This window comes from Ruegeria sp. HKCCA4633 (genome assembly GCF_013034605.1).
GTDB lineage: Bacteria > Pseudomonadota > Alphaproteobacteria > Rhodobacterales > Rhodobacteraceae > Ruegeria.
This window is the reverse complement of the sequence record NZ_WQGJ01000008.1, coordinates 141,732-163,788: the sequence shown is the minus strand read 5'-3', so window position 1 is coordinate 163,788 and position 22,057 is coordinate 141,732. Positions and strand designations below refer to the sequence as shown.

Here is a 22,057-nt window from a genome sequence, read left to right as displayed (position 1 = left end):
AATCAACCAACTTACCTCCCAACTCAACATGCAACGAATACAAGGGAGTGCGTTTAATGTCGGACATAGTTCTCACCTTTCGATCAGCGGGATTGGTCGCGAACGACTGTGACTGTGCAATGCGCATTGCGCACCACACGGGCCAGGTTCGGGCCGATCTCGTAATTCGGGAAATCGCCTTTGGTCGAGGCCATGATGATCAGGTCAAAGCCATCCTTGTAAGCGAGTTTCAGGATTTCGCGGTATACGCTGCCTTCTTCGATGTGAACGTTCACGTCCGAGGCATTGCCATGATCTAGGATAGCCTGAACTGCATTGCGCACATGATCCCGGGCACCCGCGCCATAGTTGGCGGGCAGGTTCGGCAGCTGGATGATCTCGGGGATGACGGCAACTGCGTGCAGCTCGGCACCATAGAACTTGGCCTGTTCAAGTGCGAGCGGCAGGGCATTCTTCCACGAGCGGTCGTCGGTGTGATCAATTGGCAGCAGGATTTTCGTGGCCATCACGTCTCTCCTCGAGATATGGATTTCTGTTTCAAAACCGGGGGGCCAGTTTGGCCCCCCGCATTCGTCAGGGCCGAGCTTATTCGGCAGCTTGACCGCCGGGCTCTTCCGATTGACCGTTCGACGCGAAGAACTCTTTCGTCAGCTTGAAGACGATCGGGCTCAGCAAGGCCAGAGCGATCAGGTTCGGGATAGCCATCATGGCGTTCAGCGTATCTGCCAGCAGCCAGACAAAGCCCAGATCTGCTGTTGCGCCGAAGTAGATCGCGACGATCCACAGGATGCGGTAAGGCAGCAGGGATTTAACACCCAGCAGAAACTCAACGCATTTCTCGCCATAGAAGGACCAGCCCAGGATAGTGGTGAACGCAAAGATCGACAGAGCGATTGCAATCAGGTACCCACCGATACCCGGCAGAGTGGTTTCAAAGGCCAGCGACGTCAGAGCTGCGCCGGAAATCGCTTTGTATCCTTCGGTTTCACCATTGGCCACGAAATCCGCAACCGACGCATCCAATGCGCCCGAAGCGATGATCGCCAGACCCGTGATCGAACACACGATGATTGTGTCGATGAACGTCCCCAGCATCGCGATCAGGCCCTGATTTACAGGTCCCTTGGTCTCGGCTGCGGCATGGGCGATCGGGGCAGAACCCAGACCAGCTTCGTTCGAGAAGACACCGCGCGCCACACCAAAGCGGATGGCAAGCCACACCGCTGCACCAGCTGCGCCGCCCTTGGCAGCCCAAGGCGTGAACGCATAAGTGAACACATCGCTCAGCGCTGAGCCGATTGAACCGATGTTGATCAGCAGAACCAGCAGGCCCGCAACGATGTAGGCAATGGCCATAAACGGAACCAGTTTACCTGCAACAGCACCGATGCGAGTGATACCACCCAAAATAACGGCGGCGGTCAGGATCATCAGCACAATGCCTGTGATCGATTCATTGATGCCAAAGTTTGTTTCCAGAACTTGCGCCACACCGTTGGCTTGAACGCCATTGCCGATGCCGAAGGCCGCAATGCCGCCGAACAGAGCGAAGGCAACGCCCAACCAGGCCCATTTCGCGCCCAGACCATTTTTGATGTAGTACATCGGGCCGCCGACATAGTTGCCCAGCTCGTCTTTTTCGCGATATTTCACCGCGCAGACAGCTTCGGCATATTTGGTGGCCATGCCCACCAGGGCGGTCATCCACATCCAGAACAAGGCGCCTGGACCGCCCAGGAAGACAGCAGTGGCCACACCGGCAATGTTACCTGTACCGATGGTCGCCGACAGCGAGGTCATCAGCGCGTTGAACGGGCTGATCTGCCCTTCGCCCTGACCTTCCCGCCCTTTGAACAGCAGGCTGAAGCCCGTGCCAATGCGCAGGATCGGCATGAATTTCAGACCAACCTGTAGGAAGAAGCCGACGCCAAGGATGAGCGCCAGCATCCACGGCCCCCATACGACGCCATTAATGGCCCCTGTGATTGAAGTTAACGCTTCCATGGTTTCCCTCCCATTTGCGTTTGGTTATGCCCTGTTTGCGATGGCCCGCTGGCGGGCTTGCTTAAGAGCAGCGAAGTCTTCGTCCGCGTGGAACGATGAACGGGTCAGCGGGGTTGCCGACACGTGCAGGAAGCCCTTGGAACGTGCGATCTGTTCCAGTTGGGCGAACTCCTCCGGTGACCAGAACCGGTCAATTGGATGATGTTTCGGGGTCGGTTGCAGGTATTGGCCGACTGTCAGAAAATCGACTTGAGCGGCGCGCAGGTCATCCATGACCTGCCGCACGTCATTCAGGCTTTCACCCAAGCCCACCATTAGGCCGGATTTGGTGAAAATCTCGGGATTGGCGCGTTTCGCATCATCCAGAAGACGCAGCGAAGCATAATACCGCGCACCGGGACGTACCGTTGGGTAAAGATGCGGCACAGTTTCCAGATTATGGTTGAAAACATCCGGTGCCGCGTCAAATACGATATTTGAGGCAGTACCTTTTCCCAGAAAATCAGGGGTCAAAACCTCGACCGTGGTGCCCGGATTCTTATGACGTACGGCGCGAATGGTCTGCGCGATATGTTCGGCCCCGCCGTCGTCCAGATCATCGCGGTCGACCGAGGTGATGACCACGTGGCGCAGGCCCAATTTTTTCACCGCCGCGGCAACCCTACCCGGTTCAAACGCATCCAGCGCATCGGGACGGCCCGTGGAGACGTTGCAGAAGGAACAACCGCGTGTGCAGACCTCTCCCATGATCATCATGGTGGCGTGACGCTTGGACCAGCACTCGCCGATGTTGGGGCAGGCAGCCTCTTCGCAAACGGTCGCCAGGTTATGTTCGCGCATCAGGCGGCGGGTTTCGTAATACTCGGCGCTATCGCCCTTTTTCTTGCGGATCCACTTGGGTTTGCGCGGGATGACACTGTCAGCCTTTTTGGCCTTTTCAGGGTGGCGAGGGCGAAGCTGGATAGTCATCTGTCTGCTCTTTCTTACGCGTGGATTGCGCGGCCCAGGGCGTCCAGGCAGGCTTCTTTGACCGCCTCCCCCATAGCCGGGTGTGCATGACAGGTTGAGGCGACCTCGGACACGGTGGCGCCTTTGGTCATCGCAAGAACCAGTTCGGCGATCAGATCACCACCATGTGCACCGCAGATATGTGCACCCAGAATTTTGCCGTTGGGACCTGCCAGAACCTTGACCGCACCATCGGTTTCGCCGGTCGAACGCGCCCGCGAGTTGGCCATGAAGGCAAATTTGCCAACCGAGTATTCGGTACCCGCGTCTTTCAGCGCTTCTTCGGTCAAGCCCACCGAGGCGACCTCGGGGTCGGTATAAACCATACCCGGAACAGTGTTGTAATCGACGTGAGCCGTTTCACCGGCCAGCATTTCGACACAGGCAACGCCGTCCTCTTCGGCTTTGTGCGCCAGCATCGGGCCGGGAACACAGTCACCGATCGCATAGACGCCAGGAACCGAGGTCTGGAACGTGCCGTCAACTTCAATAAAGCCGCGCGGGCTCACAGCGATGCCAAGGTCTTCAAGACCCAGCCCGCGTGTAACGGGGCGGCGACCGACGGCGATCAGAACCTTGTCGGCCTCGATCACCTCTTTTTTGTCCTTGCCCACACGATCCACGGTCAATTTCAGACCAGTCGTGGTTTCTTCAATGAATTTCAGCGCACGCCCCAACTGGAACTTCAAGCCGCGCTTGCTGAGCGCGCGCTGCGCCAATTTGGCTATTTCACCGTCAATGCCGGGCAGGATGCGGTCCAGATACTCAATAACTGTGACCTTGGCTCCCAGACGTGCCCAGACCTGACCCAGTTCCAGACCAATAACGCCAGCTCCGATCACCACCAGATGATCCGGCACGCTGTCCAACGCAATCGCACCGGTCGAACTCAGGACGTTCTGTTCGTCAATCTCGATGCCGGGCAATGGGGTAGGCTCGGACCCCGTAGCAATCAGGATGTTCTTAGTCTCATGAACCTCGTCGCCCACCTTGACTTGACCGGCTGCGGGAATGGTGGCCCAGCCTTCGATCAGATCAACTCCGTTTTTCTGAAACAAGAACGCAATGCCCTTAGTCAGATCGCCAACGATCTTGTCCTTGCGCCCCATCATCGCGGGTACATCAATGCTGGCCTCCCCGACCGCAATGCCATGGGAGGAGAGATGGGAGAGTTCGGCAAATTTCGCCGAGGAGTTCAGCAACGCTTTGGAGGGTATGCACCCGACGTTCAGACAAGTGCCACCCAGAGCCCCGCGCCCCTCGACGCAAGCCACTTTCATACCCAGCTGGGCCGCACGGATCGCGGCGACATAGCCGCCTGGCCCTCCGCCGATGACAATCAGGTCGTAAGTCATTTCGTCGTCTTTCAGTAAATCGGATAGCTGGCGCAGAGCGCGCGGACTTTTGCATGGGTCGCCTGTTCGACAGCGGCATCACCGTCGGGCGACTTAGCCAATGCGTCCAGAACATCGCCAATCAGGTTGCCAATCTGTTTGAATTCTTCCGCCCCAAAGCCACGGCTGCATCCGGCAGCGGTACCCAGTCGAATACCGCTGGTAACGGTTGGCTTCTGAGGATCACCCGGAACGCTGTTTTTGTTGCAGGTAAACCCGGCACGCTCCAACGCGGCTTCGGCATCTTTGCCGGTTACGCCGATTGGGCGCAGATCGACCAGCATCAGGTGGTTCTCGGTACCACCAGAAACGATGTCACATCCCCGTGCGATCATCACATTGGCCAACGTCGAAGCACTATCGACCACGCGCTGCATGTATTCTTTGAATTCAGGCTTCAGCGCCTCGCCAAACGCAACCGCCTTACCCGCGATCACATGCATCAACGGGCCGCCCTGAAGACCGGGGAACACGGCCGAGTTGATCTTTTTCGCCAGCGCTTCGTCATTGGTCAGGATGATGCCTCCGCGCGGGCCGCGCAGGGTTTTATGCGTGGTCGACGTGACAACATGCGCATGACCAATAGGTGAAGGGTGCAAACCGGTTGCAACCAGACCCGCGATATGGGCCATGTCGGCCAGTAGCCATGCGCCGACCTCGTCCGCGATGGAACGGAAACGGGCAAAGTCGATCTTTTGCGAATAAGCCGACGCACCTGCGATGATCAACTGCGGTTTTTCAGCCTTGGCCAAGGCTTCGACTTGGTCATAGTCGATCAGGCCAGCCTCGGTCAGGCCATATTGGATAGGCCGGAACCATTTGCCTGATTGCGCCGGCTTCGCCCCGTGGGTCAAATGACCGCCAGCATCCAGAGACATGCCCAGAATTGTATCGCCCGGGCTTAACAGTGCCAGTTTGACTGCGCCATTTGCCTGCGCACCGGAATGCGGTTGCACGTTGGCGTATTCGCACCCGAACAGTTTCTTCAAACGGTCGATGGCCTCGGATTCGACCTCGTCTACATATTCACACCCGCCATAATAGCGGCGACCCGAATATCCTTCGGCGTATTTGTTGGTCAGGACCGAGCCCTGCGCCTCGATCACGGCCTGAGAGACGATGTTCTCGGATGCGATAAGCTCAATCTGCTCGGCCTGGCGCACGCCCTCACGGTCAATCGACGCAGCGATGACAGGATCAGCATCTTTCAGCGACGTTTTGAACATGGTTTCTTCCTCCACTTTCGAATCCTGTATTCGAAACTTTATTTCCCATAGTGGAACTACGCTCTTAATGGCAACATATTTCTCATATTCGCGATATTGCGTGCGTATAGGAGAACCTGTAACCTGTGGTAAATTGGGAGGAAAATGATGGGCGACGACCATTGGAATGAAGGTTCTGTCCAAGACGAAGAGGACGAAGGCGCGGCGTTGGGCCGGTCCATTCGCGATGCACGGCGGGAAAAAGGCTGGACTTTGGAAGAGGCCGGGCGCGCTGCGGGAATCGGTCGCTCGACTCTGTCGAAGATTGAAAACAACCAGACCAAACCAAGTTTCGAGATCGTGCGCCGTCTGACCCAGGCGCTGGACATGAACCCCCCACAATTGTTTTTGGAGTCGGGTCAGTCAGGCATAGCAGGGCGGCGCGATTTCACCGCCAAAGGTCAGGGCGACACGCGAGAAACCGCCACTTACCTGCACGAACTTTTGTGCTCGGATCTGACCAGCAAACGCATGTTGCCCTATATCGCAACAATCCGGGCGCGAGACATATCAGAATTCGATCCGCTGGTTCACCATTCGGGCGAAGAATTCATGTATGTCCTCAGCGGCGAGCTAATTTTCCTGTCCGAGCATTACCGTCCACTTCCAATGAAGGCCGGGGATTCGCTCTATTATGACAGCGGAATGGGGCATGGTTGCATTTCGACCAGCAAAGAAGACGCAAAGGTGCTTTGGGTCTCGCTGGAGTGAACCCACCTTGGCCCGCCAAGGTGCAGGACGCGCAATTCAGATCAGTGCCGGTTGCCGCTCTTTTTGACAAAAGAAATCTTGTCTACCGGTCTGCGCGCAGTAACGGTCGCTCTGCCATGGCTTGTATGTTCGAGGGCACCAACGCTTGCGCCAGCGCTTTGACGCGTTCGCCATGGAATTGCGATGCGAAAATCTGCCCGTAGTGGCGCTTTGGGCGTCGCGCCAATCCTTTCCCGACACAATGTGAGACACCGAATTTCTCGCCAGCGCGCGAGGTCCCCGCCTCGATTCAACGGTTTGGGCAGTGCTGGTTTCAAGAGACACCTAGATCTCTGCTGTCTGCCAGCCTGAACTTTCTTTGAAAGTATCGGCAATCTCGCAAGGCCCGTTTCAGGTGCCTTGCTGTGGCTTGTCGCGACATCAGCTTGTCGCGGGATTGATATACTGCTGATCCGGCCCGCAATAGGCATGGGGCATGATACGCGCATTAAATGAAAACTGGGCCCTGTTTTTGGGGATGCTCATGCTGATGGTTGCCAATGGCCTGTTGGCGACCTTGCTTACAATTCGCGGCGCAAGTCTTGGGTTCAGTGATTTTACCATCTCGGTCATGCAAGCAAGCTATCCGCTGGGCGCGCTGGCCGGAACGGCCATGGCGCCGCGTCTGGTGGAAAACGTCGGGCACATCCGGGCATTTTCCGCACTTGCGTCACTGGTTTCTATCGCGGCGATCGTACACCTGCTGACCAGCGATGCCATCAGTTGGAGCGTGATGCGCTTTTTGGGAGGGTTTTGTTACCCGGGTCTTTACGTCATCACCGAAAGCTGGCTGAACGCCAAATCCGAAAACAATACGCGGGCGCAGGTGCTGTCGCTCTATTTCATCATCCAACTTGCGGGACCAGCGTTGGGTACGGCTCTTGTTGGCTTTCCTGATCCTACTGGCAATCTCTTGTTCGGAACCGTCTCGATCCTGATTTCGCTGTCGATCGTGCCATTGCTTTTGTCAGGCAACAAAGCACCGGACTATACCGTCCCTGAGCGCATGCCAGTCACACGGTTGTACAAGGTCTCTCCCATCGCGGTTATTGGGATTGTGTTGGTCAGTATCGGTGTTTCCGCACACTATATCACCCTGCCCTTGTATGCCCTGCAACAGGGGTTCTCGGCTGCGCAGGCATCAGGCGCTTTGGTGGCTGCCCTGATTGCCGGTGCCGTCGTGCAATATCCGGTGGGTTGGATTTCAGACCACACCGACAGGCGTTATGTTGTTATTGGTCTGGGCGTTATCGTCTTGGTGTCGGGTCTTTGGATGGCAGCCAACACATCACCCGAATACATTGTCTTCGGCTTTGTCGTGATTGCAATCGGTTTGTACCCGACCTACTCAATCCTGACCGCTCATGCGAATGATCAGCTCCGCCTGTCTCAGATCGTACCCGCCAGTGGCACCATGGTTTTGCTGCTGAACATCGGACTTCTCATCGGAACCATATTGGGTCCAAACGCCATTTCCCTGTTCGGAGGCAGGGGATTACAGTTTCTTTTAGCCGGCATCGGGCTTTCTGTTGCCGTGATCGCATTGATCCGGCGCGTCAAGGTTGCCGCGCCTGCCGAGACCGGAGAAGTGCAGGTTGTGGGCATCATCGGCGCGACACAACCCGGCGTCTTGCAAGCGGAAACCTTGGTACAGGAAGAGGAAGCAAGTTTTAATGAGGAAGCTGGCATAGAGGGCCGTGCTTAATACAATTAGAAAGTTTGGCTAATCCTTGGACACAGCCGGATGGTACGCGACAGAGGTCCGGATTTCGTCAACGAACAGATCAATCAACCGCTTTCTGGGACTGTCGGCGCGCAGCAAAACGCCCAGCGCGCGGGAAACGGGTTTGCCACCTAGCGGGATTTTTCGCAATCGGCCGAATTCCGGATCGGGCATACACAGGTTGGGCACGATTGAGACACCCAAGTTATGCGCCACCATACTCGTGAGGTCTTCGAGCGATTTCATTTCCATGGCATAGCTCACCCGGATTCCGCTCTGGGCAAGCCACGTGTCGGCCAGAACACCGACCATCCCATCCCGGGCGTGTCGGACGAAAGGTTGTGTTGCAAGGATTTGGATCGGATCAGTTTCGGTCACCTCGGGCGATGTCACCAGAACCAGTTCTTCGGTCGCAAAAGGATGCCATTCCAGATCCGGGGTCATAGTTTCTGGCGCGCTCAGCACCGCCGCATCGATCACGCCACGCTCTACCTGCGTCTGAAGATCTCCGGATAGAGCCGACGTCACATGGACTCGTAGCTCCGGATAGGCCTCCAGCAATCGCCGGACGGTGACCGGGATCAAGCTGCGAATGGTCGATGACACAGCGCCCAGATTAAACTCACCGCCGAAAGCCGTGTCACCAACCACACCTTCCAGGATTGTGTCATAGGCGCGCACCAGATCTCTGGCCTTGGGTACCAGCGCCCAGCCGGTTTGATTGAGCTTGGGAGTGCGCTCGCCTCGGTCGAACAAGGCAATTTGCAAGTGATCTTCAAGCCGCTTCATCTGCTGACCAACCGCCGCCTGAGAGACATAGACCTTGTCGGCGGCGGCAGCAAAACTGCCTGTGTCAGCAATTGCAATCAGGGTTTTGTACAGCGTGATGCTCATGAAACCATTTCTTCGCGGCGCATGACTAAACTAAACCAAAACTTTATTCATAATAAAGTATTATTACATTGAGTAAAGCATAGGTTTTGGGCGATATGAGTGTCAGTGAACAGAGGAATCGAGAATGTCCATCCACAGCAAAATCGTTGATGATCTGGTGGCCAATGACATCAGTTTCGTGACGACCGTGCCCTGCAAGCAGTTGGCCGGTGTCATCGACGAGGTCGAAGCGCGCCCCGAGATCTTTCACATCCCCTCAAACAAAGAAGACGAAGGCATGGGTCTGTGCGCCGGGGCCTGGATGGGGGGCAAGCGACCCGCCATCATCATGCAGAACACCGCGATCGGCGTGACAATCAATACGCTGGCCACGTTGATCCAGTACTACCGGATGCCGCTGCCGATGCTGATCTCATACCGGGGTGAACTGCGCGAACCGGTAGCCTGCCAGGTTGAAATGGCGGTGCACACCAAGGCTCTGCTGGCCCAACTCAACATCCCGACCTATCACTTCCACAAGGAAAGTGACGCGGATGAGCTGGATACAATCCTGAAATACACCTTCATGTGCAACAAGCCGGTCGCCATCCTGACCGACGCGTCCTTCTGGGGAGGCTACGGAGACCAATGATCCGCTCTGAGATTCTGAAAGAAATCGCCCCTGTTATCCGCGACCAGTTGGTGGTCTGCAATATCGGCATCCCCAGTCAGGAACTGCACGCCATCGACGACCAGCCCACCAATTTCTACATGCTGGGCACAATGGGACTAGCCTCAAGCATCGGATTGGGTTTGGCGCTGGCTCAGGACAAAAAGGTGATTGCCATCGACGGTGACGGCTCGGTTCTGACTAATTTCGGCACTCTACCCACGATCGCGAACAACGTGGCCGACAATTTCATCCTGCTGATCGTTGATAACGGATCATATGGTTCGACCGGTGATCAGCCGACCTATGCGGGGCAGAAAACCTCGTTAGCGGCAGTCGCTTCGGCCTGTGGCTGCGAAAACGTTGTCGAATGCCGGGCCGAGGATACAAAACAGGCGATCGAAGACGCTCTGGCCGGGAACAAGATGACCATCATCGTGGCCAAATGCGAAAGCGGCAATGCCAAGATGCCCGTCATCACCATGGACCCGGTGGTAATCCGTGATCGGTTCATGAAAGCTGTTCAGGCCTGAGGTCCCGAACATGTTGCCGTCCGGCCAGATCCATTCTAGCGCAGATGCCCGGCGGATAGCCCGCAGGCGTCTGCCTTGGATGGTGTTTGATTACATGGATGGCAACGCGGGTGAAGAACACGGCGCGGAGTTAAACCGGCGCGCCTTGCAGGACATTCGCCTGCGCACGCGGGTTCTGGTGGATGTCAGCCAGCGCAGCCTGGATTTGGCTGTCTTTGACCATGCTGCCAAACGGCCTTTTGGTATCTCTCCAATGGGGATGTGCAATCTGGCTGCGCCCGACGCGGACCTTATGCTGGCGCGCCTGGCAGCTGACTACGAAATCCCGCACGGGGTTTCGACCGTAGCCTCGACGCCGTTGGAAAAGATCATCGAAGTGGCTGAAGGGCACGCCTGGTTCCAACTGTACTTCAGCGGCGACGGCAGCAGCGCTATGGGTCTTGTGGACCGGGCCGAAGCGGCAGGCTATCGCACACTAGTTCTGACACTGGATGTACCAGAAGTTGGCAGACGTCCGCGCGAACTGCGCCACGGTTTCAAGATGCCGTTTCGGATCGGGCCCAGGCAGTTTTTCGATTTCGCGCTGCATCCACGCTGGTCGCTGAACACTTTGTTCCGCGGCAAGCCACAGATGGCAAATTTTCCAGACGGCACCTTTGATCGCACCGAATCCCGCGCGCGTGCCGATTGGAACTATCTCAGTCGGTTGCGTGACCGATGGCCAGGCAAGCTGGTCGTCAAAGGCGTTCTGGATGCCGAAGATGCACAGCGCCTCAAACAAGCGGGAGTGGATGCCATACAGGTGTCCAGCCACGGTGGTCGGCAGCTAGATGCTGCAATCCCTCCCGCTCTCGCGCTGCCCGCCATTCGTCAGGCGGTTGGCTCGGATTTTCCATTGTTCTACGACAGTGGGCTGCGCAGCGGTGAAGACGTTGTGAAGGTGCTGGCGTCAGGTGCTGATTTTGCCTTTCTGGGGCGCATTCTGTTATATGCAATCGCTGCTGGAGGAGAGACTGGGTTGCGAACCCTTTGGGATGTGCTGTCGCAGGAGACGAGCCTGACCCTTGCCCAGATTGGCGCAACAACACCCAGACCGGCTCAGCTTGGCCAGAGCCTGGATCGTTCGCAATTTTTGCTTCAAGAGAGCAAAACGTAACTGCACGCGGCGCCAGTCCATACACCTGCCCCGCGCGGTTTGTGAAATGAATAGGCAAGATGCCGTGTCGGCCTCGCCATTTGGCGTTTAATTGAAGAAGACTTTCAATCCAAAATACGGTCCATGTTGGGTAACATCATAGGCGAAAGCACCGGTGCTCAGCGTGTCGCTGAAGTCAACACTGAAGTACCGATAGCCAAATGTGATCGCTGTTCTTTCCCACGGCTGGTAGTCAAAACCGATATTCGCCCCGATCTGCAGATCGTTACCACCCGCACCGAAGCCACCAAGATCAAGGGACGTGATAGCCGTCCAACGGTCGTTCAGTCTCCACATGCCGCGGGCACCGATAACGGGCTCGACCCATCCCGGATCACCGCCCAATACCGGTGGTGTTGTTGGGCCCGGTGTTGTGATGTCAATCTCCTGCCGGATCGAGTTGTACCGAATGCCCCCCTGAAGATCGATGGTATAGCGTTGATTGGCCGCGCCATAGGTGCCATCCGCAATACGATAAGCCCCCAAGATTCCGAACCATTTTTGACGTACATCTACGTTCACCGAGGCCCCAATCGGTCCGGGCAGTGTCGCGTCTTCTTCTATGCCCACATAATTGGCGTCAACAATGATACCAAAATCGCCATTCCATGACTCGTAACGCCCGGCGGCGGCGAAATCGAGAACCTCCAAAACATCACCCAGATCAAGATCAAGATCAGCCGAGACACCCGCAACGGTGGACGTTCCGGTGGTCCTGAGTGGTGTGAATAGGTAAAAGCCAAGCGTGTGCCGCCAACCCTCGTCATCCTGCCCTGGCGGGGGCAAGGATTGAGCGGACGCTGCAGAAGCCAGCAGACAGGTCAGAGTAATTGTGCTTGCGCCGCAAGCAGATTTTTTGAAGTTCATGTGCCAATCTCCTAGCTTTTCACTTCCACAGGAACAGGCCACGCTGGTGATGCTTCGACAAATCGCACCTCATTTGCTGACCGAGGATTGCTTGATTTTGAATGCCTCAACTGCCGCGGCGGTTTCAGGGCGAATGTTTTCAATCCCCTCGTAAGGTATGCCGAATGCGGGTTTCTCGTCAGGGAATTTTTCCTTCCGGGCTTGGTGACGAGCGAGAATTCGAACGAATTCCTGACCTCCCCAAGCACCGACTTCAGTCGAGACAGGGTACTTTTCATGAGTGTCGCGATAAATGTCTATGAAGTCTGCCAAAATACCGTTTGTGAGGTCCTTCGGCAGGTTCATTCGGAATTTATCCTTAATGATGGCTCCGGGTTTATCAATGTTATACACAATCAACGAGTCTCGGCGACCTTTGGATTCATCAGCGAACAGAATCGAAGCTGACTGATCGACGCCATCTACCAGCCGATCGCGCGGGATGAACCCATCTGCGCCAGCGATACGTGACAGTGTCGTATAGAGATCGGAGACGTGTAAAATGTTATTAACCATTGAATCTGGGCCGATAACACCAGGCCAGCGAATAAAGGCGTCAACTCGAACCCCGCCTTCGGTGGTGTCGCCTTTGCCACCTTTGTAGATCATTGGTGTAAAGCCGGATTGAGGTGAGTATTTGGTGAAATGTCCGTTGTCACCCATGACAACAACGACAGTGTTTTTCGCGACGTCCAGATTTTCCATTTCGGCGAAGATTTCCCCGAGGTATTCATCGAGCAACTGGAGCTTATCGGCGTAGAGGCCACCATTGGGTGACTCTGGCCCAGTTCTTCCGGTGCGCGTGTTATGTAGTGGGATCATCGGCCAGTATTGAAGGAAGAACGGTTGCTCACCGGTCGCAAGACGTCTTAGCTCTTCTATCGTCTTGTCTTGATACGCTTGGTTCATCTCATCGTATTTCAATGCGCCCCAACGTTCACCAGGTTGCATTCTAATCTCCCGGATTGGTCCACCTGCCTCGCCTTCGATGACGGTCATCATTGCTGAAGCGTCTGGGCGGAACCATTCGTCGAGTACGTACTCAGGGACAAAATCTCCGATACCAACTGAGACTTGCTCGCGAATGGCATCGTCGTTGAAAATCGTAAGCTGACCTTGTTGGTGGATCGCATGTTGTGCGTAATCGAAACCCTGGTTCATCGCCCAGCTCTCAGCGATGTCACCCATGTGCCATTTACCTACATGGCTGGTAGCATAGCCAGCTTCTTTAAGAACCTCAGCAAGAGTGACTTCCTTTCCTGGAAGACCGAAGCCAGCTATATCCACAGTCGTGTTCCCCATTCCCATGCGTACTGGAAGACGCCCAGTCATTTGAGCAACCCGTGTCGGAGTACAGGATGGTTCGGTGTACATTCGCACCATCCGCATACCTTCGTCCGAGAATTGGTTGATGTTCGGAGTTTCGATGCCGCGTACTGCGTTGAGTTCCGGTATGCCCATATCTCCGAAACCGAGATCATCAATCAGGATGGAAACGATATTTGGCGGATTGCCATTATTGCGCTCCCGAAACTCGGAAAGTAGCGCGTCAACCGCAGCATCATCCTCGGCCCATTTTTCGGCGTGCTGGGCTTGCAGTATGTAAAACTCAGCGTCGTGAATGATGGGCGCTTCCTGCGCCGTCACCATTTGGGCTGCAATACAAAGGCTTGCCGAAAGGTAAACAACTTGTCTCATGTCGCTCCTGCTCATTGGCTCTATTCCGATTCTGTGTGCGTTTCGGGTTTTGGGGGTTTCTGCATCTCCTCTGCATCCAAGGTCTGAGGTCCGATGCAATTGATGTCGGTGTCCGGGAAGAACTCGACCCAGACATGCCAAAACATTCCGGACCTTAAGGTCTCGACGCGACTGAGCTTTCCTCGATCCGAATTGCCGAAGAAGTCGATTTCGGTCACCGCTTCACCGCTGTCATTGTACCAGACCCCTACGCTTTCATAGGCTGGATCATAGGCAACGACGAGATCACGACCGCCCACAGTGGCGTTGATCAAACCCTTATGCTCGGCAATGAACTCATCGGTCCAGCACACAGCATCGTCACCCACTGTTACGCCCCAGACATAGGTCTTATTGGGCAACCGGTCGTCGCTGTGGCTCATGTTATCCATGACCGGTGCTGCCTCTTGATGCTGTTTCGCGATGCCCGAGGCGAACACAGTTTCTGTGAATAGATCGAAGAGTTTTAGAAAAGGGTTCGAAGAAGGCTTGTTCAAAAACACCTCGCCGTCCGGATAAGCCTTTTGAAATCCCCGAAAGCTCATCCGGAAAGTGGGCCAGGGCTGCATGGCGGATTGTTTGGACGTATCGCTATCAAAGTGACCATAGATCTGCTGAATGGGTTCGCCAGTGAGGTTGTCGCGCAGGATCAGGTTGTTGCCGTGCTGGGCCATGACTTCCAGATCAAGCCGCTTACCATTGATCTGCGGTTTGTAGGCCAGACCCAGGTTCGCCATGGCGCAATACGTCATGACGATGTCATCGCCTCCAAGTCCATCGGCATTGCCAGCCAGGTGGGGGCGCATCAACTGCCCGTCGGAATGCGCGCGGGCATGGCCGTTGTTTTCGATCACCAAAACGCTGGCCGACGGATTAATGAAGTCCTTAGCTTCCGAGATCGGATAATACCGGGCGCTGTCTTGCTGGTTACGCAAACCGACGTGAACCCAGACCCATGGGAAGACGAACAGGAATAAAATTAATAAAGTTACTGCAGGCACACCCAGAAAGAACAACCAGCCTGGTCCGCCGCCCATAAAATGGCCAACCAGCATCAAAGCCAACCCACTTACGCCCGCAGCGATATAGGCGTTTTCGTTTCGAATGAAACGGATCATGTTGTTCCGCTTTACCTTCAAAACCATCTGGCTGATGTCTCCAAGGTCGCGAAAATACATGAACCCAATGGTCAGCGAAACGACAAGACCCAAATAAAACAAAATGTTGGCCAGCATTCAGATCGCCTTTCTTACGTGTGGTTAGCCCTCGGGAGATTTGGACTTGGACGCGAGGTAAAGCCGAATTTCGTCCTCAAGCCCCCGAAGGCTATCGGTTAAGTCTGCATAAGTTGGATCGCTAGCATCACAGGGCAGCAGTGCTATCAAACTCTCATAATCTGCACAGATTTGAGCAAACACCGTGTCCGAACTGCGCAATCGACCGATTTCATTCGCTTGGTTTGGAAATACTAATGTCAATGAGTTCATATCCATCCCCAAGCTGTCTGATCTCGGTCAGGCCTCAGCGAAAAGGCAAGTCCCCCTCCTTTAAAAACGAGTATACACAAAATTCATTTACATATTCAGGTATCTTAACGTATGTTACGACGTAACATGTTTATTTTCAGGTGCTTACGAAACAATCAACAGCGACAGATGCGATGACTTCAAGAGGCTTGCGTTCAGAATCGGGGCCCAATCCCATCCCGAAAAACCTGACTGAAATCCAGATCCAACAGGCGTTGGATTCGATTTTGAACAGCCCGGAGTTTGACGGCGCTGAACGTCTTCAGTCCTTTCTGCGCTATGTTGTTGAAACTATGTTAGCTGGCCACGCCGACGACATCCGGGCCAAGTCTGTGGCCGAGGACGTATACGGCAGAACATTGGGTGGGCGCGGCGATCCAATGGCCGTTGTACGTGTCGATGCCGGTCGTATGCGCAGACGATTAGCCAACTATTATTCGAACTCCGGCAAGGATGAGTGTTTGCGCATTCATGTTGATCCCGGAGGGTATGTACCCCGATTTGAGGTACTTTCACCTGATCAGGAAAACGGATCGCCACGTCCTTTACGACGCTATTGGTGGCACGGTGCCGCTGTAGCAACCGTATTCGCTTTGTGCGCAACCGGCCTTTACCTTCAGCTCAAACCTCAGGCATCAACGGTGACCACTTCCCAATCTGAAACCGAAAGGAAACAGCAAGCAGTCCGAGAAGCGCTGTTTTCCACCAATCCCATCAAACTACAGGCGGTTAACCTTGCTGAAGAAGCGCGCCCCTTGATGTTTCCGGTTCTGGATCGCGCACGGTTGCAGGCCGTCAGCGGTATGTTCAAGCGCGCCATTGCGCTGGACGGGTCGTATTTTGGTGGCTACGCGGGGTCAGCACAAGCATTGGGTATTCTTGCGATTACCACTCCGCCCAGCGAAGAAAGGCGCACTTTGCTGGATCTGGCCAAAACGCATGCCGACAAAGCCGTCGAACTGGCACCGGATGAAGGGTGGAGCCACTCTGCCCTTGCACTTATCTCCTTTGCCCAGCGGGATTTCGACACGACCCTCGCCCAATCAAACCGCGCGGTCAGCCTTGCACCTGAAGACATCCATGTCACAAATTTTGACGCGTTGTTTGCCTTGTTTGGCGGCGACTTCGAACGCGCCATCGCGTCAGCCAGACGCGCGCAAAACGACGATACGACCAATCGGAGGTTCCCTTACCGAAGCGTTTTGGCGTCAGCGAGTTTTCATCTAGGGGACTATCAGGGCTGCGTTGACCAGTTCAACACGTCCATCAGGCTGGGTGATCCTGTCAGCGCCATATCAATCGGGTACCTCGCCGCCGCCTATCAAAAGATGGGAGAACACGACCGCGCAAGGGCAACAGTCCTTCTGTTGGAGGAGGCTTGGCCTGACTACCCTTTGCCGTCTTTGCTTCGTGCGCTGTTTGCAGATCAGCGCCACGCCGAAGACATTATCAGTGCGCTTGCCCAGATTGCGGCGCAACAAGCAGGTAAATAAAGGAACTGAATATTTTCTCAGAACAGTTCCCCGCCCCGTAAGGTTCCAATGCATTCGCAGGCAGCCATGGTCTCTGACACAACTTCATTCCCAAAGTGTCACCGGTCGGAATTTGTTATCCAGGCTGTCCGCGACTGGATTGCCGCCGTCAGCGCCAAGACGACTTACGTCGAAACTGGCAACCCTTATGAGAATGGATGACACGACGGCTTCATTGGACAGTTCAGGGGCGAGCAGCTCAGCGGACGAACCTGCCGTACTATGTCGAGCCGTTTAAACTTTTCTAAGGGCCTCAGAGCATTTGCTCTGGGCCCAATCAAAAAAGAATTTTACACCCAGATGGTCGTTATGCAGACAAGTCCATGGCTGCAACAACACTCTCGTATGGCAGACCTGCGGTATCGTTCAGTCGACGAACTTGTTCAGCACTTTCGCCATCAAACAAGCACATGCAACGACCGTCTTCCGGGGCAAAAGTTGAGCGGACATAGCTTATCTTATCCCCTTCTGCGGTCATTTTTTGTGCTGTCGCTATCGCTGCCTTCTGGGCAGCACCCAAGTCATCCATGCTTATACCCTTGAGGTTTCTTTCGACCATAAAAACAGACATCTCGCTCCCTTTCCAAACTGTCAAAACCAGTGCGTCTATTGCATCACGGGTCTGTAACGCAGGGAACTATCGATACCTTATGACTTAATAACTCCAGGTTTGGATAAATCGGTGTATTCTGCGGTATAGTTGACTATCGCCATAAGTGACGAGGTGCCTCAAAATGGAGATGTCTCAGATTAGATACGTTTTATCCGCGGCAAAACACCTGAATTTCACCAAAGCTGCCGCAGAGTGCAACGTGAGCCAACCAGCGTTGACCAAGGGCGTCAAGTCTCTGGAAGCAGAACTAGGTGCACAGGTTTTTCATCGGGAAGGTCGAAAAATTTTGGTCAGCGACTTTGGGAAGTCAATGCTGCCGCATCTACAGCACATCGTTGACGAAGCAGCAGCTACACAAGCACTGGCTCAGAATTTTCGCTTACTCGAAAAGGTGCCATTGCGCTTGGGTGTCCTATCCACAATTGGGCATGTTCGCCTGGCTCGGTTTCTGGCTCAATTCGAGAAAAACCACAGCGGCTTGGAGTTGTCAGTCAATGAAGCAAGCGCGCCTGACTTAAAGAAAAAACTCTCAGATGGCGATATCGATGTCGCTTTGATGACGCTGACTGAAGAGTTGGAAGAAGAGTTCAGGGCGAGACCACTATACGTCGAAAGATATGTGGTTGTATTCCCTCCCGAGCACCGTCTTGGACAACTCAATTCGGTTTCGCTGCAAGACTTATCGCAAGAAAACTACGTGGATCGCCTGGCCTGTGAGCTGCGTGAGATGGTGATGTCGGTCTGCCAGTCGAAGGGCGTGGAACTGTACGCTCGCTTCCGCTCTGAGCGAGAAGATTGGGTGCAAGCGATGGTCGCTGCAGGCATTGGTTTTGCCTTTATGCCTGAGTACTCGGTTAGTTTACCGGGCTTGTTACAGCGCCCGCTTGTAGAGCCGGAAGTTTCAAGAACGATTGCAGCTTTCACAGTTCCAGGTCGAAAACACTCGCCCGCACTTGAAGCCCTAATGAGGTCGTCGCAAACTTTCGCTTGGCCGGGGTAAATCAAGTTTGATTGCAGGATCCTGCGCCCCTGCGTTCACCGCGATTTTGCCACGCTCGACCGCAAAAGCCAGTTCATGCCCCAGCTCGTGCTGAAGCACTGTGGCGAGCCGGGCCAACCGTTCAGGGGACTCGGCCAGTTTTAGCATATCTTCGACCATGCGTCGGTTTTGCGCCGTGTACAGAAACGGCATCACCTCCCAAGTTGCACGGTCGTTGAAAATAGCATTGGGGGCTTGTGAACTCCCACTTCCAAAAACATCCCGGATCATCGAGCCTTTGCCCAATAGGGGCATCACGTGGTCTATGCTGATCGCACGGTCAAAATCGGTGCCTCCAATTCGCACGCCATGATTGGCGAGAATCTCAATCCCCGCAGTGCTGCTGTGAAACACCGAAAAGTCGGATGTTCCGCCACCAATATCAACAACCAAGCCAGTGAAAGCCCCATGCCCTGCCACACCAGTTGCGATGGCCGCCGCAGCGGGTTCCGGGCAGAAACGAACCTCTGTGAACCCAGCGGCATCGTAGCAGGCTCGCAGGTCGGCTTCGGCTTGCTCCTCGCGCGGATCGTTCTGCCCGTGAAAGACCACGGGACGCCCAGAGACGACGCGGGTACATGGCACGCCAAGCTCGGCCTCGGCCCGTTCCTTAAGCTTGCGCAGAAATGACCCAATAATTTCAACAAATGTCAGGCGCTCATTCAGAATTTGTCGCTTTTCATGCATCAGCGTGGTGCCCAATACCCGTTTGAGCGCCCGCATGAAACGCCCCTCGAGACCATCCAGAAGCGCCCTGTTGGCGGGTTCGCCAATCAGGCTTTCGCGCGTTTCGAAATCAAAAAAGAAAGTGGTTGGAAGTGTTTGCGCCTTGGCATCGAAATGCACCAGACGGGGCACATCTGAGACAACGTAAGCAACGGCTGAATTTGACGTACCAAAGTCAATGCCAATCCACGGGCGGAAAGGTGCCATGGCGCTTATCTCCGAATTGTCTGAGCAAAGGACGCCGGGCGTAAAGTGTTCTTAAGCCATGGTCAACCCGATGTGCCAGGGGCGCCCTCTTGATGCGCCTCATAACTGGCTTCCAGTTCGTTCTTCAGAAAATCGCCAAAGTTCAAAGCCGAGAAGTTGGGCGCACCGGTCCCGGCGAGTGGTGCGATATTAGCGGAGACATGCGGGTCAAAAAAGAATGGAATCGAATAGCGCTCTTGCCCGCTGGAATTGATTACTCGGTGCGGCGTAGACAAGAGCTTGCCATTGGATAACCGGTGCAACATGTCTCCGACATTGACCACAAACGCGTCTTCCATCGGCGGCGCGTCGACCCAATGGCCCGCCGGAGTCTGAACCTGCAAGCCACCAACATCATCCTGCGCCAGCAACGTCAGCACCCCAAAGTCCTTATGAGGCGCCGATCCGAAAAGATCCTCCGGAGCGTGCGCAGACTGCGGCGGATAGTGCAAAAGCCGCAACCAAATCGTTGGCTCTTCAAACGCGGCCATGATCGAACGATCTGCGGACCCAATTGAAGCCAGCGCCAATCCCAGCAGCTTGTGACCCAACTCAGTCATAGCCCGCGCGTAGGCTTCACAGGTTTCGCGAAACCCTTCCAGATCGGGCCACTGGTTTGGCCCCGATAGGTAGACATCGGGGTCAACCTCTGCATCCTCGCGCATCATCATGAATGATGCCGACTGGTTAGGCTTTGTGACCTCGGCCAGATCGGAATTCACATCTGTTGACGTGTTGATCGCAATATAACCGCGATGGTTTTTGTCCAGTGCGATCGACTGTTTCGCATCCACAGGTAAAGCATGAAAACGCTTTGACGCATCAAAGATGGCGGCGCGCAAACTGGGATCCACGCCGTGATTAATCACATAGCCAAACCCGGTCTGACCATAGGCCTCAAGGAATGCCTGCGCCAGTTGGGTTGTGTCTTTGCCACGGATCAGCGTTGCCAGATCAAGCACCGGTATTTCTGTAAATTCGGTCATCTCAGGTTTTTGGTCCTTCGACCCGTACAAGATTCACATCGCCAGAATGGGCTGCATGGCCTCGGTGAACTCGGCCTTTTCCGCTTCGGTCAGCGGCCCCAGCGGCGCACGGCATTGCCCCACATCCAACCCCTGCAATTCGGCCCCAAACTTGATTTTCTGTACGAACTTGCCGCTTTCAAGAATGTTCATGGCCCGGTATAGCTTTTTCATCAGGTCTCTGGCCGCCACAAGCTCGCCTGCTTTGTACAGACGGTCTAACTCGCAGCAAGCCTTGGCCATGCAATTAGATGGGCCGCAAATCCAACTGTCGGCACCCCAGAACATGAAATCCAGCGCAATGTCGTCTGAGCCCGAGATCAATTGGATCTTGCCTTCATACCGCGACACGATGTCAATAGCCCGCTGCAAAACACCAGAGCTTTCCTTGATGCCGATGACACGCGGGTTGTCAGCGAAATGGTCCATCAGATCGAAAGAAATATCCGCCCCATCCTTCAACGGATAGCTATAAAGCACAATGTTGACATCTACCTCGGCCAAGACTGTTTCATAATGATCGATCAGTTCGTCCTGAGTAGGTCTTGTGTAGAACGGTGGCGCCAGCAAAACGATGTCATAGCCAATATCCTTGGCAATCGCCGTCTGCTCAATCACTTCGCGGGTGGCCGGGGCGTTGGTGCCCGCGATCAAAATCTCATCTGCGTTCGCGAAATCCTTCACAAATTGCAGCACCTGACGACGTTCTTGTGTCGATTGGCTGAAATACTCGCCGGTCGAGCCGTTCGGAACCCAACCCGCGACACCCGCATCGCGAAAATGAGACAGCAGGTTTTCGAAAGCAACAAAATCGATCCCGCCATCTGCCCCAAAGGGGGTGACCAACGCTGGCATAACGCCAGACAGTTTGACGTTAAAGCTCATGTACGCCTCCTTCATTCCTTGTATTTCAGATCATCCAACCTGGGATTTGCGCATTTTCCTACCGCTCACAGTTTGATTGGTAAGCTCAAGCGGATCAGGGCTCAAGCCACAGATGTAGCTGGAACAAGCCAACTGGCTGACACTGAAACGACCAGTCAGGACCCCGCAAACAATACGGAAGCAATTCGGCCAGAGTTAAAGAGGAAGAAGCAATAGAACGTTAGCGCAGCACTCGCCCACCTGTAGAACCGATTGAAAGCGCTGAAATCGGAATGGTCATGGTCGCTCTCGCTACTCGAATACGGGGGCATCCGCATTGACGTTAAAGCTCGGCATGCTGATCGTAACCAACTAAAGAAAATCGCTGGATGAGTTGCATCCACCCGCATCGAACTTGCGATGCTTAT

Annotated in this window: 20 protein-coding genes; 7 read left to right on the top strand and 13 right to left on the bottom strand. The window is 54.8% G+C overall.

What is annotated here, in order from left to right; genetic code table 11:
- Nucleotides 1-83: 83 nt before the first annotated feature.
- From GOV85_RS17980 to glyA, 5 genes are all read right to left on the bottom strand, one after another.
- The gene (locus GOV85_RS17980; protein WP_171180695.1) at nucleotides 84-506 is read right to left on the bottom strand and encodes a universal stress protein; all 423 of its coding nucleotides are present in this window, start codon (nucleotides 504-506) and stop codon (nucleotides 84-86) included.
- Nucleotides 507-585: 79 nt separating this feature from the next.
- On the bottom strand, nucleotides 586-2,004 hold the full coding sequence (locus GOV85_RS17975; RefSeq protein WP_171180693.1) for a sodium:alanine symporter family protein: 1,419 nt from the start codon (nucleotides 2,002-2,004) through the stop codon (nucleotides 586-588).
- A 24-nt stretch (nucleotides 2,005-2,028) separates the two neighbouring features.
- A complete protein-coding gene (lipA, locus tag GOV85_RS17970; RefSeq protein WP_171180691.1) occupies nucleotides 2,029-2,973 on the bottom strand; it encodes a lipoyl synthase in 945 nt (314 codons plus the stop codon).
- A gap of 14 nt (nucleotides 2,974-2,987) precedes the next feature.
- Nucleotides 2,988-4,367 (bottom strand): dihydrolipoyl dehydrogenase, encoded by a 1,380-nt coding sequence (gene lpdA / locus GOV85_RS17965; RefSeq protein WP_171180688.1) that lies wholly within the window; start codon nucleotides 4,365-4,367, stop codon nucleotides 2,988-2,990.
- 11 nt (nucleotides 4,368-4,378) lie between these two features.
- The gene (gene glyA, locus GOV85_RS17960) at nucleotides 4,379-5,632 is read right to left on the bottom strand and encodes a serine hydroxymethyltransferase (protein WP_171180686.1); all 1,254 of its coding nucleotides are present in this window, start codon (nucleotides 5,630-5,632) and stop codon (nucleotides 4,379-4,381) included.
- Nucleotides 5,633-5,779: 147 nt separating this feature from the next.
- Here glyA and GOV85_RS17955 point away from each other — a divergent pair, with 147 nt between their 5' ends.
- Both GOV85_RS17955 and GOV85_RS17950 read left to right on the top strand, forming a co-directional pair.
- Nucleotides 5,780-6,382 (top strand): helix-turn-helix domain-containing protein, encoded by a 603-nt coding sequence (locus GOV85_RS17955; RefSeq protein WP_171180684.1) that lies wholly within the window; start codon nucleotides 5,780-5,782, stop codon nucleotides 6,380-6,382.
- Nucleotides 6,383-6,857: 475 nt separating this feature from the next.
- Nucleotides 6,858-8,126, top strand: a complete 1,269-nt coding sequence (locus tag GOV85_RS17950; protein ID WP_171180682.1) for an MFS transporter — start codon at nucleotides 6,858-6,860, stop codon at nucleotides 8,124-8,126.
- Nucleotides 8,127-8,144: 18 nt separating this feature from the next.
- On the opposite strand, the gene GOV85_RS17945 is transcribed toward GOV85_RS17950, so the two are convergent.
- Complete coding sequence (locus GOV85_RS17945; protein WP_171180680.1) at nucleotides 8,145-9,038, bottom strand: LysR family transcriptional regulator; 894 nt, start codon at nucleotides 9,036-9,038, stop codon at nucleotides 8,145-8,147.
- 124 nt (nucleotides 9,039-9,162) lie between these two features.
- Here GOV85_RS17945 and comD point away from each other — a divergent pair, with 124 nt between their 5' ends.
- The 3 genes from comD to GOV85_RS17930 are packed head-to-tail and all read left to right on the top strand — an operon-like array spanning nucleotide 9,163 to nucleotide 11,376.
- A complete protein-coding gene (gene comD, locus GOV85_RS17940) occupies nucleotides 9,163-9,669 on the top strand; it encodes a sulfopyruvate decarboxylase subunit alpha (protein WP_171095649.1) in 507 nt (168 codons plus the stop codon).
- Entirely contained in the window at nucleotides 9,666-10,220 is a 555-nt protein-coding gene (gene comE / locus GOV85_RS17935; RefSeq protein WP_171180678.1) for a sulfopyruvate decarboxylase subunit beta, read from the top strand. The genes comD and comE overlap by 4 nt, the downstream gene beginning before the upstream one ends.
- A gap of 10 nt (nucleotides 10,221-10,230) precedes the next feature.
- Nucleotides 10,231-11,376 (top strand): alpha-hydroxy acid oxidase, encoded by a 1,146-nt coding sequence (locus GOV85_RS17930; protein WP_371809128.1) that lies wholly within the window; start codon nucleotides 10,231-10,233, stop codon nucleotides 11,374-11,376.
- Nucleotides 11,377-11,463: 87 nt separating this feature from the next.
- On the opposite strand, the gene GOV85_RS17925 is transcribed toward GOV85_RS17930, so the two are convergent.
- From GOV85_RS17925 to GOV85_RS17915, 3 genes are all read right to left on the bottom strand, one after another.
- Entirely contained in the window at nucleotides 11,464-12,282 is an 819-nt protein-coding gene (locus tag GOV85_RS17925) for a hypothetical protein (protein WP_171180676.1), read from the bottom strand.
- Between the two features lie 69 nt (nucleotides 12,283-12,351).
- Nucleotides 12,352-14,019, bottom strand: coding sequence for a sulfatase-like hydrolase/transferase (locus GOV85_RS17920; RefSeq protein ID WP_171180674.1), 1,668 nt, complete (start codon nucleotides 14,017-14,019; stop codon nucleotides 12,352-12,354).
- A 20-nt stretch (nucleotides 14,020-14,039) separates the two neighbouring features.
- Nucleotides 14,040-15,293, bottom strand: coding sequence for a DUF3179 domain-containing (seleno)protein (locus GOV85_RS17915; RefSeq protein ID WP_171180672.1), 1,254 nt, complete (start codon nucleotides 15,291-15,293; stop codon nucleotides 14,040-14,042).
- A 440-nt stretch (nucleotides 15,294-15,733) separates the two neighbouring features.
- Between GOV85_RS17915 and GOV85_RS17910 the strand changes: the two genes are divergently transcribed.
- Nucleotides 15,734-17,077, top strand: a complete 1,344-nt coding sequence (locus GOV85_RS17910) for a lipopolysaccharide assembly protein LapB (protein WP_171180670.1) — start codon at nucleotides 15,734-15,736, stop codon at nucleotides 17,075-17,077.
- 346 nt (nucleotides 17,078-17,423) lie between these two features.
- On the opposite strand, the gene GOV85_RS17905 is transcribed toward GOV85_RS17910, so the two are convergent.
- The gene (locus GOV85_RS17905) at nucleotides 17,424-17,687 is read right to left on the bottom strand and encodes a DUF4242 domain-containing protein (protein ID WP_171180667.1); all 264 of its coding nucleotides are present in this window, start codon (nucleotides 17,685-17,687) and stop codon (nucleotides 17,424-17,426) included.
- A 163-nt stretch (nucleotides 17,688-17,850) separates the two neighbouring features.
- On the opposite strand from GOV85_RS17905, the gene GOV85_RS17900 reads away from it, so the two are divergent.
- Complete coding sequence (locus GOV85_RS17900) at nucleotides 17,851-18,729, top strand: LysR family transcriptional regulator (protein WP_171180665.1); 879 nt, start codon at nucleotides 17,851-17,853, stop codon at nucleotides 18,727-18,729.
- On the opposite strand, the gene GOV85_RS17895 is transcribed toward GOV85_RS17900, so the two are convergent.
- From GOV85_RS17895 to GOV85_RS17885, 3 genes are all read right to left on the bottom strand, one after another.
- Nucleotides 18,691-19,701 (bottom strand): Hsp70 family protein, encoded by a 1,011-nt coding sequence (locus GOV85_RS17895; protein ID WP_171180663.1) that lies wholly within the window; start codon nucleotides 19,699-19,701, stop codon nucleotides 18,691-18,693. The two genes, GOV85_RS17900 and GOV85_RS17895, sit on opposite strands and share 39 nt — an antisense overlap.
- 62 nt (nucleotides 19,702-19,763) lie before the next feature.
- Entirely contained in the window at nucleotides 19,764-20,726 is a 963-nt protein-coding gene (locus GOV85_RS17890; protein WP_171180661.1) for an isopenicillin N synthase family oxygenase, read from the bottom strand.
- Between the two features lie 33 nt (nucleotides 20,727-20,759).
- The gene (locus GOV85_RS17885) at nucleotides 20,760-21,650 is read right to left on the bottom strand and encodes a dihydrodipicolinate synthase family protein (RefSeq protein ID WP_171180659.1); all 891 of its coding nucleotides are present in this window, start codon (nucleotides 21,648-21,650) and stop codon (nucleotides 20,760-20,762) included.
- Nucleotides 21,651-22,057: the final 407 nt, after the last annotated feature.